The 19,221-nt window shown below is 44.4% G+C and carries 11 protein-coding genes; 4 read left to right on the forward strand and 7 right to left on the reverse strand.

Translation table 11 applies throughout. From position 1 onward, the window contains the following. Nucleotides 1–353: 353 nt before the first annotated feature. The gene (locus MARME_RS05315; protein ID WP_013660228.1) at nt 354–2,495 is read right to left on the reverse strand and encodes a TonB-dependent siderophore receptor; all 2,142 of its coding nucleotides are present in this window, start codon (nt 2,493–2,495) and stop codon (nt 354–356) included. Between the two features lie 205 nt (nt 2,496–2,700). Between MARME_RS05315 and MARME_RS05320 the strand changes: the two genes are divergently transcribed. Then, entirely contained in the window at nt 2,701–3,813 is a 1,113-nt protein-coding gene (locus MARME_RS05320) for a helix-turn-helix transcriptional regulator (protein WP_013660229.1), read from the forward strand. A 65-nt stretch (nt 3,814–3,878) separates the two neighbouring features. Beyond that, complete coding sequence (locus MARME_RS05325) at nt 3,879–4,733, forward strand: alpha/beta hydrolase (RefSeq protein ID WP_013660230.1); 855 nt, start codon at nt 3,879–3,881, stop codon at nt 4,731–4,733. Between the two features lie 6 nt (nt 4,734–4,739). Here MARME_RS05325 and MARME_RS05330 read toward each other — a convergent pair whose 3' ends face one another. The 4 genes from MARME_RS05330 to MARME_RS05345 form a co-directional block, all read right to left on the reverse strand. Next, nucleotides 4,740–5,225, reverse strand: coding sequence for a MarR family winged helix-turn-helix transcriptional regulator (locus MARME_RS05330; RefSeq protein ID WP_013660231.1), 486 nt, complete (start codon nt 5,223–5,225; stop codon nt 4,740–4,742). A 98-nt stretch (nt 5,226–5,323) separates the two neighbouring features. Further along, nucleotides 5,324–6,817, reverse strand: a complete 1,494-nt coding sequence (locus MARME_RS05335; protein ID WP_013660232.1) for a cryptochrome/photolyase family protein — start codon at nt 6,815–6,817, stop codon at nt 5,324–5,326. Nucleotides 6,818–6,829: 12 nt separating this feature from the next. After that, nucleotides 6,830–7,870 (reverse strand): YbgA family protein, encoded by a 1,041-nt coding sequence (locus MARME_RS05340; RefSeq protein ID WP_013660233.1) that lies wholly within the window; start codon nt 7,868–7,870, stop codon nt 6,830–6,832. A 60-nt stretch (nt 7,871–7,930) separates the two neighbouring features. Continuing rightward, nucleotides 7,931–8,941 carry an NAD(P)/FAD-dependent oxidoreductase gene (locus MARME_RS05345; RefSeq protein WP_013660234.1) on the reverse strand — a complete coding sequence of 337 codons (1,011 nt, stop codon included), beginning with the start codon at nt 8,939–8,941 and terminating at the stop codon, nt 7,931–7,933. Between the two features lie 178 nt (nt 8,942–9,119). On the opposite strand from MARME_RS05345, the gene MARME_RS21345 reads away from it, so the two are divergent. Next, nucleotides 9,120–10,013: a MerR family transcriptional regulator gene (locus MARME_RS21345; protein WP_013660235.1), complete on the forward strand. Its 894-nt coding sequence runs from the start codon at nt 9,120–9,122 to the stop codon at nt 10,011–10,013. Nucleotides 10,014–10,341: 328 nt separating this feature from the next. On the opposite strand, the gene MARME_RS05355 is transcribed toward MARME_RS21345, so the two are convergent. Next, a complete protein-coding gene (locus MARME_RS05355; RefSeq protein ID WP_013660237.1) occupies nt 10,342–11,691 on the reverse strand; it encodes a sodium-dependent transporter in 1,350 nt (449 codons plus the stop codon). A 360-nt stretch (nt 11,692–12,051) separates the two neighbouring features. Between MARME_RS05355 and MARME_RS05360 the strand changes: the two genes are divergently transcribed. Beyond that, the gene (locus MARME_RS05360) at nt 12,052–13,494 is read left to right on the forward strand and encodes an aspartate kinase (protein WP_013660238.1); all 1,443 of its coding nucleotides are present in this window, start codon (nt 12,052–12,054) and stop codon (nt 13,492–13,494) included. A 152-nt stretch (nt 13,495–13,646) separates the two neighbouring features. Here MARME_RS05360 and MARME_RS05365 read toward each other — a convergent pair whose 3' ends face one another. After that, nucleotides 13,647–19,181, reverse strand: a complete 5,535-nt coding sequence (locus MARME_RS05365) for an AvrE-family type 3 secretion system effector (protein WP_013660239.1) — start codon at nt 19,179–19,181, stop codon at nt 13,647–13,649. Between the last annotated feature and the right edge of the window lie 40 nt (nt 19,182–19,221).

The raw sequence follows: 19,221 nt of genomic DNA on the forward strand, positions 1-19,221 counted from the left end.
TTTGGTCACGTTAGTCAGCCCGATTGATAATGATATTCAGTCGGAGAGTGTTACGTTTCTTTTATTAATTTACATCTCTAACCTTTATAGATCAAATTATTAGCGAATTTTTGTCTAATAAAACAACAAAAAAGGATGATATCAGTGTAAATATTGAGCGAAATTCTGTTCTGGGAAGGGTTGATTCTCATGAGATTGTTAGATCTCAAACTACTTTTAGTGTTTTGTTGTAGCGACGGTTTATCACTAAATAAATTGAAGGGATTAGTCTGAAAATAGAGCGCTAGAGTTTTCTCATTTCATGCCCTACTGGAGGTAGTTGGTGGGGCATGAAATGAGCGTGTTAAGAAGGGTTAAAATCGGTATGTGGCTTTCGCAAGAACGTTTCGGCTAGGACCGTAAAAGTTAAATGTGGCGACGCTGCCAACACGAGAGTAGTACTTTTTATCGAACAAATTGTTTGCCTTAAATGAGAGCGTCAAATTCTCTGTTACGTCTTTGCTGATGCTAGCATCAACCACTTCGTAACTTGGTGCTTTTATCTTGGTTCCACGTCGTTCTAAGTAGAACTTGCTCATCGCTGTTACCCCGACGCCAACGGCTGTGCCGGATAGCATCCCGTTTTCGATGGTGTATTTACCCCAAAGGTTTACAGTGTGATTTGGCATCATCATAAACAGCGTATTTTCGTCACCAGCGAGATTTTCAGTGTCCATATATGCATAACCTGTAATCAACTCTAGTGCTCCGAGTTGGCCGCTTAATTCCGCTTCAGCGCCAGACACTCGAGTTTTGCCTGTTGCTTCGTAGTAACTTTCACCCGTTACACTGGCCGCTCGGTTTTTATCTGTAAGTTGAAATAGTGTCAAACGTGCGTTGAGGTTACCATTGTTGTACGAGCCTTTGACGCCCATTTCATATTGATCGCCTTCTCTAGCATCGATCATATTGCCAGACTCGTCTAAGTCCGTTTGTGGCTTGTAAACTTCTGAGTAGCTAGCGTAAAACGAATGTTTTTCATCTAAGTCGACGACTGTGCCAGCATAAGGCATGAAGCGGCCGTTTTCATCAAATTCACTGGGTGTCGTCGTGTTGCTAGAAAGCGTTGTGGATGTTGCAGATAGGTCGTACCAGCTGAAGCGTCCACCCGCGATCAAAGCGAGATTCTCTTGTGGTCGGAATGTTACCTTACCATAAACGCCCGTTTCTTTTTCATCGCTTTTTACTCGAGCACTGTAAGTCGGGTTGGAATAAGCCACAGATCCAGAATCAAAGGTGTTTACATTGATACTGCCTAACTTTGACGCTCCGCTGCGATACTCTGTTTCATAATGTTTATGATCGATGCCGACAACAAATTCACTGATGCTGCTGAAGGTCTCAAAGGGTTGACTGTAACTGGCGTCAAATGCAAGCGTTTGCTGTTCAAAGTCCCTTTGTGTCGTTCTTAGAGAAGTAGTGCCATCATCTGCGAGGGCAGCGCCCGTAAAGGCGTAATAGTAATCCGTTGCTCGGTCAGACGTTCGCAATGAAAGCTTTCCTAAACCGCCGTTATCGAAGTCATGATTTAGGTCGACAAAGACATCGGTTGACTCGCTATTAAAGTCATTCCAATTTGCTCCTAAAAACGTTGTGCTGTCCCAATCTAAAAGCGTACCGCTTGAGTCGGTCGGGAAACCATTCGATGGTGTGATGTTTTTATTTTGGTAGAGCAAACCAACAGAAAGTTCTGTTTCATCGTTTACATCAATGTCTACGGTGGCGTAAAGCGTTTGATCTTTATTGGCGCTCTGATCAACCTCTGTGGGCGTTTCTTCTTGAGAGATCACGACGCGAGAGCGTATGGTTTCATCCTCATTTAATGATCCAGATAGGTCTGCATTGACCAAGTTTCTGCCCCAACTGCCATAACCGGCCGAGACGCTGCCTTTTGTGTCGTAGGTCGCTTGTTTACGGACAAGGTTGATCGTTCCTCCTAGTTCACTGGCGCTGTTGAATAGCCCAGAAGGCCCACGCAGGATTTCAACCCGATCAAACGCAACTAAAGATGGCAGTGTACCGTTGATAGACTGCATGGTGGATGGCAATCCATTTATATTAAACTCGTCGTATTCATAGCCTCTTGAAAAGATTGATGAGCGACCACTGTCATTCGAGAGAGTACGTAGACCGGGCGTGAGTTTGGCGATGTCATCTAAGTGAGTTACGCCTTGATCTTCGATGTAGTCGTTTGTTAGTACCGTAATGGACTGAGGGATGTCTCTAAGTGCCGCTGGGGCTTTGGTCCCAACCGTTGCCGATTGTACGCCATAGCCTTTTGTTTCTTCACTTGAAGGCATTATGTAGAGAGCGTTTCCTTCTACCGTTAAAGTCGGTAAACGCGTCGATTCATCGACTGATTCTGCGATAGCGGTCATTGAAAATGGCGCGAGTATGCTTGCCCCTAGTAAGACATGAAGATGATTTCGTTTTGACTTTGGGCTTATGTGCCTCATTTAATGTACCTCATTCGGGTTCTTAATATATGTAAAGTGTAATCATTTGCATTTAGATTTACTTGAGGCCATTATTCCATACTCATTTTCGTACGTGCCTATGTCAGACCTTCAATTCACTATGTAAAAGCATCAGTTTTTAGAGAGGGTCTATACAGACCCCTAAATATTGATCGACACTTGTCAGGGTGTCGTGGGAGGAATCGTGAATCACCAATTACTGAGTGGAAGACGTCTTAGTCATTCGCTTCATGTTCAAGACCTTGAATATAATGCAAGGCATATTGAGCAGTATCGTCTTCAATTTGATAAGCGTGTTTTAGGGGTGATGGGGCAAGCTAAGTGGCATACCCCCGAACAGCCTCATCCGGTAATGCACGGTCATATATTGACTGAAAAGTTCGCCTCTGGCATGACGGTACACTTGGTTAATGCGCAAGCGACTAAGAGCTTTTCATTCGAAGCAAAAGCGTCTCCTTGTGTAAAAATTACGCTCTTTTTTGAAGGGGATGCCTGTCTTCGATTTGGTCGAAAAACGGTCCGCTTAAATGCCTACGATCAAAATGCAACCGTGCTAACGGTTCGGCATGCGGAGCCCTGTACGATGAGCGTGCAGAAGAATGAACGTCGGTGTGGACTTTATGTTGCAGTGACCCCTGACTGGTTTGAGCGTATGGGGATGAAAACAGCGCAATTGGAACAACTCCTCAAGTCGCATTTGACGGTGCAGAGTTGGACGATTCCAGAGCATCTTTGGTTATTTGGAAAACGTTTACTCGATAAAGGATTCTTGATCGACAATGAGCGTAATGAACCGGTGGGAGAGGCTATCACTAAAGAAACCTCCAGTAGCGAGTCGCTTTACAACGACGGCGTAACGTCGATAGGGCGACTTGGTCGAGAAGGATTTGGCTTGGCTGTCATGTCTGCATGGTTGGAGTCCTTGAGTGTCGATCAATCTGGTTTTAAGGAGAAAGGTAAACGCTCAGATCAGAGGTTTATCCAGTTTTTGTCAGATGAATCAACCTGGTCCTTAACATTAAATGAAATTGGAGATCAGCTGGGTATGAGCGAAGCAACGCTTCAGCGATATGCTAAATCGCAGTTGGGATCAACCTTGACGCAATATCTGAGGCGAAAGCGTTTGAATCAAGCGTGCGAAGCGTTACACCGAGACGGTATTAGTATTATCGAGGCGTCGATGATGTCAGGGTACCGTCATCCGAATAATTTCTCAGCGGCGTTTAAAAGGCAGTTTGGTGTCAGTCCGGTGGATGCGCCCAAACATACTTTGTCCGAACTATTGGCATCGTCATGATGTTTTTCATTAGAAACGTTTTGAACGTAAGACCAATCATTATAACTGTGAGCATGGGATTTTTGATGGTGATAGGGTGTTCTATTGGGAGTGTTGCAAAAGGTGCGGCTCATATTAGTGAGCATAGTAATAAGAAAGCAGAGACGCAGCACTCTGTAGATTGGAAAAGAAGTGATGGTGAGGTTTACCGCGTTTTTGTAAATATCCCCAATGAAACACCACCCGAAAAGGGTTTTCCTATTGTGTTTGTATTAGATGGCAACGCGACATTTAACGCGGCGGCTGAGTTTGTTCGTTTGAACAGCCATTCGCCTGTTATGCCTCGAAAGCCTGCCATTGTCATTGGCATTGGTTACCCATTACAGAATGAGTCTGCTGAGAATACTTTTGACTTAAAGCGACGCTGGTTTGATTTGACGCCTCCCACATCAGAGCCTCCTATATTGTCTTTTAAGCGCATGCAACAAGACACACTTTATCGATATGGAGGAGCGCAGCGTCTTCTAACGTGGATCGATGCTGATGTCATGCCTTGGCTGGTGGAACGCTATCCAATAGATAAGGAGAAAACCGTACTTTTTGGGCATTCGCTAGGAGGCCTAACCGCACTGTTTAGTCTTACTCTTGAGTTACAGTCGTTTCGCAATATCATTGCTGCGAGCCCTTCATTATGGTGGAACGAGGGCTATCTAAAAAAACGGTTGGATACTCGCTTTAACGCAAGCAAGCTCAATGCAAACGTGTTGATTCTCGTGGGGAGTGAGGAGAAGCGTTTTATGATTGAGGATTCAAAGGCTGTCTTTCAACAGCTTAAGCGTAAGGGAGTGAATGCCAAATATCATATTATTAGCCCATTTAACCATGGGGGCGTAATGATGCCTGCGTTATCAATGGGGCTGCAATGGTGGCAACCCCGCTAGAGATGATCAAATAGAAAGGTTAGGGGAGTCGATGTCTAGCAAAGGCGCAGCATCTAATTTTTCAGCATCCATCATTAATGCGATACGCTGAAGTGTTGAAAGCATTTGCGTTTGCTCCCATCTTTCCAATGCATTGAACTCATTAATAAATTTTTCATGCAATAAAGGCGGAGTGTTACCTAGTGTGCTTTGGCCTACCTCTGTCAAACGAGCGTTAACGATGCGTTTGTCTTTTTGAGCTCGAACCCGTTCAACCAACTTTTTATCCTCAAGTCGATTAAGAATCGTGGTAACGGTCGCCTGACTTAGTGATACATTGTCAGAAATTTTACGAACCGTGACATCGCCAAGCTCTTCTATTGCTTGTAGAACCATGATTTGCGGAATGGTTAAACCACACGCCTTCACAACTCGTTTAGACTGCAAATCGGTCGCTCGAATAATACGTCTTAGGTTCACTAAAACATCATGTAGGTGCTGTGTATCTGCCATGGCGTTGTGTCGAATCAAAACTAAATAGGAACGGCATTATAATGTCGAAGGTTCAGACTTTAAAGAAATAAAAGTGTGCTTTTTATAAAAAAGTAACATTATTTGTGAGTGTATTCTGCAAATGCATCAATTGCATGCTTTCTAGCCGACTTATAATCGATGATAGGTTCTGGGTAACGGCATTGCTGTCTATGCGAAACAGAAGGAGAATGAATTTCCTTGTCTGACAGTGCGCTTAGTTCAGGTACAAAACGGCGAATGAAGTGACCGTTGGTGTCGTAAGTTTCCGATTGTCTAGTCGGGTTGAATACTCGAAAATACGGAACTGCATCGCAACCTGTTGATGCACTCCACTGCCAACCCCCGTTATTGGCGGCGAACTCACCGTCGATTAGTTTGGACATAAAGTAATCTTCGCCTTTACGCCAGTCTATAAAAAGCAATTTGGTTAAAAAGCTGGCGGTAATCATTCTTAAGCGATTGTGCATCCAGCCTGTTTGATTGAGCTGGCGCATTGCTGCGTCGACAATTGGGAAGCCCGTTTGGCCATCACACCATGCTTGAAAATGAGTATCGTTTTTCGACCAAATGATTTGTTCTGTTTCTGGTTTAAAGGCTTGACGCATTGAGAGCCTTGGAAAGTGCCACATGAGCTGTTTGTAAAAATCCCGCCAGGCGAGTTCTTTAAGCCAAATGCTGTCTGCCCAATAGCCTTCTTCTCTTATTTGGTAGCCATTTTTTAGGGCTGACAAGAGTTCCCTCGGTCCCACTGCACCAAGCGCAAGATAGGGCGATAAAAGGCTGGTTCCGGCAGTCGAAGGAATCTCTCGTACTGCCTCATAGTCGGCTTCTTTTAAACTGCAGAAGCTATCTAAGGTTTCTTTAATGTGCGCATAGTTCGCTGGCCATATATCGTCTCTGTAACGTTCATTCGCAAAATATTCATTGCTGATATTGATCGCAGTTGAATGATTAACATCGCCGTATGTTCCTTTGGCCTTACTTGGCATCTCTGGATAGGAATAGAAAGCGTTCGATTTAAGTATTTCAATCCAGCGACGGTAATAGGGCGTGAATACCTTAAATGGCGTGCCTTGATTGTTCAGTAAAGGCTGACTAACAATGAGATCAGGCGCTAAATGATGGACTGTTACCCCATGTTCCGAAAGTAATCGCTCTACTTGACTATCACGTTGTTGCTCATCAAATGGCAGCTCTGATTGCCACCAAATAGATTCGCATTTTAACGACTGGCATAAGTCCAGTAGAGCAGGGGCGCACTCTGAAAAGGTATTTAAGTGCAGTGTATGAAGCATGATTCCTTTTTGCTCGCATTCCTTACCCAAGGCGTCAATAAGTGCCACACGCAAAGATTGCTTGGCAGCGGACTCTGAATGCGCACACCATTGTTCTGGTGTCATGCATATCACAATGTGGACATCTGGTGTCGTAGTGGTAGACGCTGCGGTAGAGTCTGCTTTTTCCGACGCGGTCGTTATCGATTGAGCGCCACCCATGTCGGATGCCCCGTATAATGCCGGGTGATCAGTTAATCTAAGGTCGTTTCTGAGCCAAACAAGTTGAGTTGCCATAGTCGCATTTCCTTAAACGCTGTTTCGGATTCCGAGGGCTTTAGGGTAAGGTTCGAAATAACGTTGATGTTTCACATAGTCGCTACCGTACTGCTTTAAGTAGTGATGCAAAATAGTCATGGGCGTTGTTAAGAAGACTTCACCTCGGCGATATTGCTCAATCACCTCTAAAATGTCTTTTCGTATGGAGGCATCCACCGCCTTTTTTAGGTAACCCACTAAATGCATCAATACATTGCAATGGTTACGGCGTTTAGCTGGTTTGCTCAACGCAGTCATGAACTCCGAGAAGTAGCGCTCACACAGAGTCTCTATAGCGCATTTTTCTTGGCCTGATAGCAGCCTTCCTAGAGATTTATAGGCGGGTTGAGAGTGCGCCATAACAAGGTATTTATAGCGACTATGGAAATCAATTAAGGCTTTCATCGTCGGAGCGTATGCCACACTCAATCGAAACTCATGATGGGCAAAGACTCTGAGCATAAAGTTCTCACGAAGCGCTGGGTCGTTGAGCCTTCCATCTTCTTCGACAGGTAATAGAGGGAACTTTCTCATCAATGCGTCGGTAAACAAGCCGCTAACTCGTTCCATATGTGGATGCCCATTTTCCTGATAAACCTTGATTCTACTTATACCGCAGCTTGGAGAGTTTTTCATTACGATGTAACCATCCAGTTCTGGCATGGTCGCCAGATACCGCTCCGATGCTTGTTTAAATTGACCTGTAAGATCTTCTCCCGTTCCTTTGGTATAGGTCATCACGGGTGCATTAGGGTCGCCAATTAATCGCAGTGTTGGACGAGGCGTACCAAACCCCGCCGCGACTTCGGGGCAGAATTTTTTATATTCGAAGTACTCACTAAGCGGTCCAAGGCAGTAAGTTGAACGAGAATGTCCGCCATTGAACCTCACGTTATCACCTAATAAACATGAACTAATTCCCACCGGAATTTTGCCGATAAGGTGATCAGGACGAAAAGCGTCTGCTTTTTGTCTAATAGATGTGTTAGATCCACTGGATATGTTTGAATTTGCATCGTGTGATTTCATCATTCTATCCTCTCGTTCCGCTCAGTGTTTCGTTATTAATGTGGTTGATCAATATGCTATTACTTAGCCCATTTGGTTCACTAAATAGAGACCGCTCAGCATTGCACCTTGCGCGTCTCCTGAATGAAGCCAATCGCCTGCAATGCCAAGTTTAAGATCAGCATTCCATGTTTTATCTGTTTTGTTCGTCACATTTGTTTGTCGGCCTAGACACCATCGATGTGGCTGACCGAATTGAATCGTCTCTAATGAATGGTTGTTGTGCTGAGTGACGCGTTTAAATTCAGCGATTAAGGCCTCTGCGATCCAGTCTTTAGGATGATCAATATGAAGGCTGGCCCATTCTGGTGTGGATTGTATAACCCAAATATCACTCTTAGGATCGGATCGACCCGGTTTGCTGGTTTCAAGGGTGAGGCGGTGAATGACATCGCTTTCATTATGGTCATTAAATTCATTTAGCGGCTTCGGTGTTTCAAGCCACATCGCCCACTGAGGTCGGGTATTGGCAGCGGCGGCGTGAGCGACCTGTAATTGAGCTGCGGCGCCTTCGATGGTGGCGAGTAACATTGCAGTCTGAGAGGGAGGTGCTGAAATAATCAAATTTTCGCATCGGCCCACAGGTTTATAAGCGTCGTCTCTGACTAACCACTCCTTACCCGATTTCTCTATATGGTGTGCTTTAGTGCTCGTTATTAAGGTCGCATCACCCAGCAGATATCGAGTAATGGCACTGGCTTTTGGCGTGCCGACAAAGCTATTTTTACTATCACTGATAGAAGATGACCATGGCGAAATAATGGCGTGCTCTAATAGCTCATCTCGTAGCGAAACTAAGTCGGGGTGATCGAGACAAACAGAGGTCGCACCTAGGTCTACATTTAAACTCATCTCGCTTAGTTCACTTGATATACGTTTACTGCCTGAACGACCTCCTGTTCCGCGACTTTTTTCTAAGACGCAAACGTTATGACCTCGTTGCATAAGTTTCTTAGCCATTAGGCAGCCTGAAAGCCCTGCTCCGATAATAACCGAATCAAAATAGGGTAGGTTGTCTGAAGTTTTGCCATTCATTTGTGTCTTCTTCATAAAACATATTCTTGTACAGTTTTTTGTTTTGTATAGCTTTATATTTATACAATATAGTTTGTTGTATAAGAATATCAAGGGAATGCACAAAAAAGTTTTACAGAAATTGTTTTTGTACAATAAAATATAGGCTGTTGATGTTTTGTATTAGCTGGAGAGTCACGTGAGTAGTACGCAAGAAGTCAGTCTGGAAGATCACTTTCCAATCCGAACTTTGTCACTGGAAACGGGAGTGAATACCGTTACGCTTCGTGCATGGGAGCGACGCTATGGTTTGTTAAAACCGGTTCGCACACCGAAAGGCCATCGCTTATACAACCAAAAGGATGTTGAAACAGTTCATAATATTTTACATTGGATTCAAAAAGGCGTGCCCGTTGGTAAGGTAAAAGCCTTGTTATCCAATAATAAAAATGCAGAAGAACTGGATGGCAGTAATGAACTATCAGATGACGATGTTTGGTCGGCACTGCGTAATCAATTTATTGAGTCATCAACTAACTATCAAGAGTCGAAGTTGCTAAGTGATTACCAAGCGCTTTCGTCTCAATACCCTGTCGACATCATCATCACACAATTGATTGAGCCTGTCGTAACCTCGCTTTTCCACCTTGGTGATAATGGCACTGCATTTCGGTTTTTTACTTCCTGCCTAACCAAACAAATCACGGTGCATCTTAATTCTTACAAGCATCAGGGGAAAAAGAGGCCAAGTGTATTGGTGGTTAATGCTGCTTCAGGGTCTGTTTTTTGGTCTGGCCTGATGGCACTTTTACTGCAAGCGCGTGGTTACGACCCTATCTGGCTAAGCGATGTGCATAATCCCAATCAATGGATGCCGCTTTTGTCTGGCTTAAACCCGAGTCAATGCTTGTGTGTTTGCGAGAGTGTCTTACCAGATGGAATGGAGACCTTCATGACAGAGTTAGCAAAATACGAAGGGTCTGTCGTGATAACAGGATCTGAAGTGTGGTTTAAATTTCGTCATCTCAGCGATGAGGTGAGTAATGTGTCTATCTACTCATCTGCTATGGAAGGTGTCATGTCGATTGGGTAATTGACATTAAAACTTTAAATGCTCTAAAAAGGCTATCAACTTTATTGCTTTAATTGATTTTAATGATTTATAGGCTTGTTCTACTATTACTTTACTACGTGATGTTGAGGCAATAGACGATGAACAAGCAAGGATTAAACGGCGCAACCAGCCGTAAAGAAAGCGTACGACAAGTGGTTAGAAAAACGTTCTTAATGATAAGCGAAAACTATGCTTTAAAGGCAATGTAGCGCGCTATGCACTAGGTTGATGTTTTTGAATGAAAAAGCCCCAAACGAGTGAACTCGATAGGGGCTTTATTATGTGGGAATGATGATAACCTTCTTTTTTATAGAAGGTTATAGACAAACACGATTGTCACGGCAACGGGTGCGACAAAGCGGATTGATATCTTCCATGCTGAAAATGCGATGTCAGATACACCAATTTCTTCTTTCGCAAACTGCTCTTTTACAGCCCAACCTGCAAATAGGGCAATCAATATACCGCCGAGTGGCATCATAATGTTGGCTGTGATGAAATCTAGGAAGTCAAAGGCGTTTTTGCCGAATAGAGTGTAATCCGACATAAAGTTGAAAGAGCCAACGCATGTGATCCCCATTGCCCAGCAAACGATGCCGAGTAGTACCGTTGCGTTTAAGCGCTTCATACCAAACTTCTCAACCAAAAAGGCGACCGTCGGCTCCATTAGAGAAATCGCAGATGTCCAAGCGGCGATACCGATCAGAATAAAGAACAGTAAACCGAAAAACTGACCAAATGCCATCTGGCCAAATGCAACAGGCAGAGAGATAAACATTAGCCCTGGGCCTGCTGCAGGGTCCATGCCGTTTGAGAATATGATAGGGAAGATTGCTAAGCCAGCGATCAAAGCAACAATCGTATCCAGTGCCCCAATAGCGAGAACAGTACCACCAACAGAGGCTTTCTTCGGCATATAAGCGCCGTAGGCCATGATGGTCCCCATGCCCAGTGAAAGCGTGAAGAAAGAGTGCCCTAACGCAACCAATACCGCATCCCATGACAGCTTGCTGAAATCAAACTCGAACATAAAGTTCCAGCCTGCTGCAAAACCATCCGTGCTCATTGCGTAACCAAGCAATACTAATAGAAGCACAAACAGAGCGGGCATCATGATACGTGTCGCTCGCTCTAACCCTTTATTAACACCCGCTGCAACAACGACAATAACCATTACCGTAAAAATAGAGTGCCAAATTAACAGAGTTTGAGGGTCGGCTAGGAGTCCATTAAAGTACGCGCCTGCTTGCTCAGACGTCGCGCCGTTTAGTCCTCCGGTTGCCATTGTCTGGATGTATTGTAAAACCCAACCCGCCACGACGGAGTAAAATGAAAAAATGAATACGCCAGCGAGCATACCTATTAGTCCGATTCCTTTCCAAGCAGTAGAGGTATTGGATTCTTCAGATAAGCTTTCTAATGCTCCAATAGGGTTACGACGAGCTCGTCGACCTATAAAAACCTCGGTCATCATAATCGGGATACCGACGAATAGGATACAGACTAAATAGACTAGAACGAACGCCCCACCGCCGTTCTCGCCTGTTATATAAGGAAATTTCCAAATGTTTCCTAGGCCCACAGCGGAACCCGTTGCTGCTAGGATAAAAATCCAGCGGCTAGCCCATGAGCCTTGAATCGACATTTTGTTTTGCATTGTTGTCTCTTGTTTCAGGGAACTTATTCAATATGGCTTGAATAAGTTCGATGTTTTTAATGGTCTAAGCGAAAATTCGAACCGTTTTTAAAACACAAAACTTCCCACAGTTTCTGTGCCTTTGCGCCAAATTAGTGCGCCTGCTCGAATAAGGGGCGGATTCTGATGACTTTGTCGGAAATATGCAAGACTAAGATGTGGAAATAGAAAGGAGTATTTTTTGGGTAAATCGGCTTTAAAAAACACAAACTTCTAGAAAAAACAGAATAAAAAGTTGATTCTTGCTTAAAATTTTTACAGCAGTGTGACACACTATGCGCCGCGATTTAATAGCGAAAATCACTATGCAACAGGTATAACATGGCACTTCACACAGTTGAGAAAATCGGCGGTACGTCAATGAGTGACTACCGTTCAGTTAGAGACAATATCATCTTCCAGCCCTCCGTCAGCTCGGATTTTTATAACCGAATTTTTGTGGTTTCTGCATACGGTGGTATTACCGATAAGTTATTGGAGCATAAGAAAACCGGAGATGCGGGTGTCTACGCCATGTTTGCCAAAGAGCGAGAGCAGGAAAACTGGCTGTCGGCTCTTCAAGCGTTACGCAGTCATCTCGAAGCGATCAACCTTAATCTATTTGGAGAAGGCGAGATTCTTGAAGAGGCCAACCATTTCGTAGGTCAACGCTTAGAAGACGCGCAAAGCTGTTTAGAAGACCTTAACCGTCTCTGTAATCATGGCCACTTTGCGATTGCTGAGCATTTGGCGACAGTACGTGAAATGCTGGCCAGTATTGGTGAAGCACACAGTGCATGGAACATGGCTCGTTTGCTTAAACGTGATGGTGTTAATGCTGTTTACGTTGATTTAACAGGGTGGCAGAGCCCGTCGCACATGTCGTTGGATGAGCGTATCGTCTCAGCATTCGAAGACATTGATCTTGCGACACAGTTACCGATTACAACGGGTTACGCTCACAGTGAAACTGGCCTAATGTCTACTTTTGATCGTGGCTATTCTGAAATGACGTTTAGTCGCATTGCGGTGTTGACGCACGCGAAAGAAGCGATCATTCATAAAGAGTTTCATTTAAGTAGTGCTGACCCTCGTCTAGTTGGAGAGGGTAATGCTGTTCCAATTGGCCGCACAAACTACGACGTAGCCGATCAACTGGCGAATTTGGGGATGGAAGCCATTCACCCTAAAGCAGCAAAAGGATTGCGTCAAAACAAGATCGCCTTGAGAGTGAAGAATACCTTCGAGCCAGAGCATACCGGTACTCTTATTACGGGTGACTATGTCAGTGACTCGCCTTGTGTTGAAATCATTGCGGGTTGTCGCAGTGTGTATGCGATTGAAGTATTTGATCAGGAAATGACTGGCGACATCGATGTTTTTGATACGGCGATTATGAAAGTGTTGCGTCAACTGAATGCACATATCATCGCAAAAGACATTAACGCAAATACAATTACGCATTATCTTGGTGTTAACCTAAAAAATCTGAAACGCATCATGGCGATTCTACAGTCGCAATTTTCTGATGCAGAAATTAGTCAGCGTAAAGTAGCGATCGTTTCTGCAATCGGGTCCGATATGAAAACGACTGGCATGCTTGCTAAAGCAGTGAAGGCGATCGCAGAGCAAGAGATTAACGTTATTGCAATGCACCAATCAATGCGTCAGGTTGATATGCAGTTTGTGGTAGACGAGTCGGATTTTGAGGTTGCTATTAAAGCGCTTCACAAAGAATTAGTGGAAGTGCACGAGCATGGTCGCGCTATCTGCTTAGCATCCTAGACTGACTATAATCAGTGTAAATCTAAAAATGATAATAGACGGTTTATTTAATCGTCTATTATCGTTCTCGCTGTTCAGCCAATCCTTAATTAAATTTCTCCGTTCTCATAAGTGTTTAAGCTAGTACATTTTAGCTCGTACCTATAAAGCGACTAGTCATTCCCTGTTTTGATGGCAACACTGCCTTTTTCTAATTCTTCTATCATCTCACTCATATCGGATTTAGCGGAGACCAAGTCTCCAGCGAGTTTATAGGAAAGCGGTACATCTTGATCTCGGCCGTACTCAAACTTGATCGCAGCAGACATTTTTTCCATATAGATAGACGCTGAACTTGAGGCAGAGACAAAGGGAAGTGGGGTGCTGAATCCTTCAGAATATTCGCCCGACTCAATCACTGAAATGGATTGTAGCCTGCGATTTTCTGGCTTTTCCAACAGTTGCTTGGCCGCGTCGACATCTAACTTGCCGTTAATATAGTCTTTTTCTGCTTTATCACGTATATCGTCTTTTAACTCAAGCGTAACGTAAGAGCCCGAAAGTGGCCTTGTTTGCATACTTGTAATCATATCTTCGATGATAGGGTCGTTTTTGACGAGTTCTTGTATTTGCTTCGCCGCATCACGTTGAACAGAAGGTTTAATAAGCGATCCAATAATTTGACCGAGCTCTTCAGAGGTTATGTTGTGGCTGTTTCCAAGTATGAGCATAACCTTGTTACCCGCTAGCATGGGGACTTTGGCTTCGTGAGCTGCGTGCTGATTAATGGCTTTTTTTAATTTCGTAATGGCGTTGTGCTGATCATCATTCGTTACTTTGACCGAATTCGAGAGAAAATGATCTTCTAATAAGTTGAGTTGCTTACCAATGTCGCTCTCTTTCTTAATGGCTTCTAAAACAGGTTTATGCTGTGCACTAGGGAATACAGAAGCGAGTGCTTTGGTTTGCTTTTCGACGTCAGCGTCTTTTGTTGCAGGCACCAGTTTCGCTTTGATCTCTCCTCGGGTTTTTAGACTGTTATCAATCACGGCATCAACCGAGGCTGATAAATTGTTGTAGACTGGTATGCCTCCCTGACCCGTATTGATTGAGGTGCCGGCTGTTAGCGCAATGCTCGCTGATGCCGAGTGTTTGGATAATGTACTTTCTTTTAAAGTAGAGCGTTCTTTAAGCGTGTCACTTCCTGCGTAGTGTTTGGTTTCGTTGCTCTTTGTCATTATATTGGAGTTTGCGGTGACGCCACCACCTAATCGAATCATGCTCGATGCATTTGGATTTTCATTGATAAAGTTCACGCGTGCTCGTGCAGCAAGGTTTAGACTGGCGTCGAGGCTAAATGTCCATTTTGACCCTTGGGTCGTAACGTGATCAATTCCAAGTTCGATTAAATCGTCTGGTTTGGCATTGCGCTTCGTTAAGGTATTTACAAATGCATCAATGTTCTCATCTTTGATGGTAAACTTGACTTCATTGAGTGTAGACAGGTCAAAACCACCCGTTAACGAGGCGTTAATACGCGCGTCGGGGCTAAAGTTTTTATCGTCACCATTGATTGGTATCGGAAGGTTGTCGTTTTTGTGAAGGTCGGGTAAGTAGTTTCGTCCAACACCGAGGCTTGCTTTTATCGATGGCCCTAATGCCCCTTTAATGGTAATGGCGACGCCGTCTTCTGTACCGTCAAATTCCATATCATAGCTGCGTTTCTCATTGGCGCTTGCTGACATAAACGTATCGAAAATAGGCGTGACGAGCGGTTCAGGAAAGAAGGCCGCTTTTACACCGCCGCTGTAGCCTCTTGATAGCGCGATATTGTCTTCGGGTTTGAGTGTATACATGAGGTCTTTGAAAGCACTGCTGAACTCCTGATTGTCACCAGACTTTAGGGCGGCTTTGGTTAAAATTTTCAAAGCGTTGTCGTCTGAGCTCATGGCTTTGATTAAGTATTTTGATGCATCGTAGTTCGCTTCCGCTTGGCGGTGGCTTTGGACGCCGCTATCGGTTTGCATTTTTACCGGATTGTTCGCGTATTTTTCACCTTTTAATTTCTCAAGTGATTCGCTAAGTGATGTTACTTGCTCTGGCGATGCGTCGCCTTTTGCAATCAGTTCTGCGGAGTCGATGAGTCCATTCACTTTCTGCAATGTGAGAGTGTCCAAGACAAGCCTTGCCTTAGACAAAGACATCTTATCATCTTGGTCTCTGTTTCTTCCTAATGGCACATCAAGTGCCTGATGGCTCATGTTCAGTTTCTTTTCTGAAAAGGCCGTAAGCAACTCATTTACTTTACTATTTTCAGAGGCGGGGGATTGTTTCCAGACCGTCTGTAATTCTGCCGTTAGATCGTGTCCAGAGCGGCTAGGATTAAACTGTTGTTTAAAGTCTTTCAGCTTTGAGGGCTTATAGTTTTCGTTTACCTCTGCAACGCTGTCTTGTTTCAAAATTCCTTGGCTTTTACCCAATGCTATGAGTTGTCTTAATGCACTGTTTTCAAGTTCTTCTCTAAATGACTCAATGTCTTTTTTAAAGCCCTTGCCCGTTTCGCCCAAGTTAAGTTGATCAATGCGAGTTTTGCTATCTGTGACAGAAGTTTTATTTGGATCGGTTTTTATATCCACGTTTAGCGCATCGAGTTCTTTAAACAATGCACTTGCTTGCTGGTAAGTGGTTTGTAGGCCTTGTCTGCCTTGCCAGTTGTGCTGTACAGAATTCGCCATGGTTTTTATAGGGCGCGGCGTGTCTAATCCAGGCTTAAATATGTGGGCTTTTAACCGGTCTTTAAATTTGGTTTGTATTGCAGTTGTTTGTTGCCCAGTAAAACCACCGACTTCTGCAGAGGTCGCTACAGAAGCCCCTGTTTTCCCGACATTGTATTTCTTTGCACTTTTTTCGATGATATTAAAGAGTTTGTCTCGTATCGTTTCTGATGCGTTTTCCGCTGTATTATCGCCTTTATCCCAATGTGAATCAGACTTGATAAGTTGGTCTCCGTTTGGACCGTTTATCTGCAGTTTTAAGCTCTTGCTCAAGGTAAGCTGAGCACTTGATAAGTCGGTTTCAGAATCCGGTAACGACTCTTTTGACCATTCGGGAGAAGTACCGCCATCGAGCTTACTCCACTTTTCTTCTGGAAGACTGTATAAGCTGCCGCCTTCCGTTAATGCAAACAGCGTTTTGCTTTTGTCGACCGTGATTGATGTAACTTTTCCGTCAGCTTCTGGGATATTTCCGCGTTCAACTTTAACGTCAGAAATGAGTGATTTGGCTTCCCTGTGAGGAACGTTTCTAAAAGTCAGTTCGCCTTGCTTGTCCAGCGTAACGTGTTTGTAGCTTCCCAAAACCGCGGCCGATTGAATGTCTTCGGAGGGCGCTTTCTTTAACCCAGATTGAAGACTGTAACTGTTCCGACGTTGTGTCATGGCAAATACATTATCGTCACCATGCGCAATTTTATTGGACTCTTCTTGCAGCAGAACGCGTTTTACTTCGCCCTTTTGTACCACGTAAGGGTTATTGTCTGCGCCTCTTGTTAATTCCGATACGTTTTTATCAATTTTTGACCACTTGTTCGTGAGGTTATCTTTTGCGAACAGCTCTCCCTTATCGTTAAGAGCGAGTGGCCCTGCTTTTTTAAAGTTTTGAATCTGTAGACTGGACTCATCGACGGTTTTTTCAAGCCCGAGCGTATTGTCGAGTACGAGAGAGTCGCTTAGGTTCCAACCGGGAGAGAAGGTCTTTCCATCTGAGTTGAGTGCGCATAAATGGTTTTGGCCCTTCTTGTCTTTAATGGTAACGGCAAGGTTGCCATCTTCGAAATGGGAAAAGCGCTTATATTTAATATCGGTACCAAAGGCGTCCTCTAGTGCCGATTGCGGGTTCGCATCAAAGGTAATTGCCGCCTCTTGTCTGAGTGGCGTTTTGGCAATGAGGATTTTGTTTTCTGAGTCGATGGCAAAAAGCTGGTCATCGCTAAAACCAATGGACGTAAAGTCTGTTTTGGAACCCGCTTTATCTGACATAGAGGGGCCGTATCGAGCAGGGAGATCGAGCGTCATATCAGCAGAGGAGTCGACTTGTGGTTTAAGTCGAATGCGAAGCTCTCCTTCGTACTGAGAGTCAGCTTGCTTGACGATACTGCCGTCGTCGGTTTTTAGAAACCCTTGCTGGCTTTCTCTATGATCCGCTTTTAGTAGGAAGGCGACTTCGTTTTTGGCATTTACGTCGGCGCTAATAATATCTTGAGGCATGTTCGCACTTGCCTGCTGTGTGGACACATTGATGATTTTTCGGTCGTCTTTGATCGCATATACTTGGTTATCAGAGCTCATAATGAGACTGCTGATATTCTCGTCTGCTTTTTTCCACTCGGTTTGCCCTGTGAGATTGGATTTCGCTTTATAGAGATTGCCGTCATGAACTCGCCAATGATTGTCATTTTTGTCGGTATAGACGCCCGTTAATTCGGCAAGGTGGCTTTTATCGACAACGTTGTTTGCACGTGCATTAACGAGGTGGTCGCGTATGGAGTCTGGTGGCGAGTTTGGATCGATTACAGGGCGTGATGTGTGTAGCGCACTAATGCCAATATCTGCTTTCGAAGTAACTTGAAACACCTTGCCTTTATTGTCTAACGCAAATTGTTGCTGGCCATTTTGATGAGTTTCTAAGGCGACGTATTTTTGCTTCTTGCGTCCCAGTGTTTGACTGAGAATTGAGCGGATCTCTGGCGCTGTCTCTGCGTCAACGGACAGTGTTTGATTGTTTAATTCCAGACCTACGTGGCGTAATTTGTTCGCAGCTGCTTCATTTTTAAAGGTAGAATCCGAACGCATTAACTGTGCTAGGGTGCTTTTTGATTTTGCTCCAGAGGCCGTCGTTTTGTCGACTCCAGAACTTTCACCTGTATGGTAGGTGGAGACGCTTTCCTGAACGTGAGTAGGTGAATGCAATGGGGCCTTGCCCTCACGTTGCTTAGACGGTGTTTTGGCCTCAGTGTTATCTTGTGCTACGCCCTTTGTTTTTTCGGATGTTCCTTCTGCATTGCTATCCAGTTTGAATCGACTGCTAAGTGGTTGATTCAGTTGCTCTCTGATCCTATCTGTTCCTTTAGGGTTCAGTTGGCGGAATGTATCCTCTTCCCCATCCTCGCGGCCATGTTCTGGTATGCTAAGAAGCGTACTTGCTGGTCTTGCATCTGGTAGTGCGTGGCGTGATAAGCGTGGCTCATTGGTAAAGGAATCTTGATTTTTTGTTGATGAAGTCGTTTGAGTTTCTGCACTGACTGGCGGGCGGTGAATCGGCGAGTTAGTAGAAGTGTTTAAGGTCGACTGATGAGGCTGAGCATTGGGGGTGTTATTTTGCTTGTTCTGTTTCCCTATGTTGATTAATAAGCCACATGAAAGCTTTGATAAAAAAGACTTCTTTGACTTTTTTGTGGGAGAGGGGGCTCTATTATTTGAATCCGTCGTAGTTTGCTCATCCGCCTGAGTAGAATGTCTAGCAAGCGGTTCGCCATTTGGTGCAGTGCTGCGCTGTTGAAGGTTATTGGGTTTCGGTGCATGTTTGCCTGCATCAGCCAAGGTTCGGACGTTATCCTCGTTAAATTGACTGTTTTGAGTCGCATGAGAAGAGGAGGCGCCTTCTGCTTTGTGTGAGTGAATGAGTTGACTGATATGTGAGGTTATTTGCATCGTGATTACCTTCGTAGAATGCGTGTTCTGCATCTCGAAA

The organism is Marinomonas mediterranea MMB-1, assembly GCF_000192865.1.
GTDB classification, from domain to species: Bacteria; Pseudomonadota; Gammaproteobacteria; order Pseudomonadales; family Marinomonadaceae; genus Marinomonas; species Marinomonas mediterranea.

Bases quoted from the DNA above. Each gene is read 5' to 3' on its own strand.
- MARME_RS05340 (WP_013660233.1), bottom strand. From the start codon at position 7,870: ATGATGAAATCACACGATGCAAATTCAAACATATCCAGTGGATCTAAC.
- MARME_RS05335 (WP_013660232.1), bottom strand. From the start codon at position 6,817: ATGGCAACTCAACTTGTTTGGCTCAGAAACGACCTTAGATTAACTGAT.
- MARME_RS05325 (WP_013660230.1), top strand. From the start codon at position 3,879: ATGGTGATAGGGTGTTCTATTGGGAGTGTTGCAAAAGGTGCGGCTCAT.
- MARME_RS05330 (WP_013660231.1), bottom strand. From the start codon at position 5,225: ATGGCAGATACACAGCACCTACATGATGTTTTAGTGAACCTAAGACGT.
- MARME_RS05360 (WP_013660238.1), top strand. From the start codon at position 12,052: ATGGCACTTCACACAGTTGAGAAAATCGGCGGTACGTCAATGAGTGAC.
- MARME_RS05345 (WP_013660234.1), bottom strand. From the start codon at position 8,941: ATGAATGGCAAAACTTCAGACAACCTACCCTATTTTGATTCGGTTATT.
- MARME_RS05355 (WP_013660237.1), bottom strand. From the start codon at position 11,691: ATGCAAAACAAAATGTCGATTCAAGGCTCATGGGCTAGCCGCTGGATT.
- MARME_RS05315 (WP_013660228.1), bottom strand. From the start codon at position 2,495: ATGAGGCACATAAGCCCAAAGTCAAAACGAAATCATCTTCATGTCTTA.
- MARME_RS05365 (WP_013660239.1), bottom strand. From the start codon at position 19,181: ATGCAAATAACCTCACATATCAGTCAACTCATTCACTCACACAAAGCA.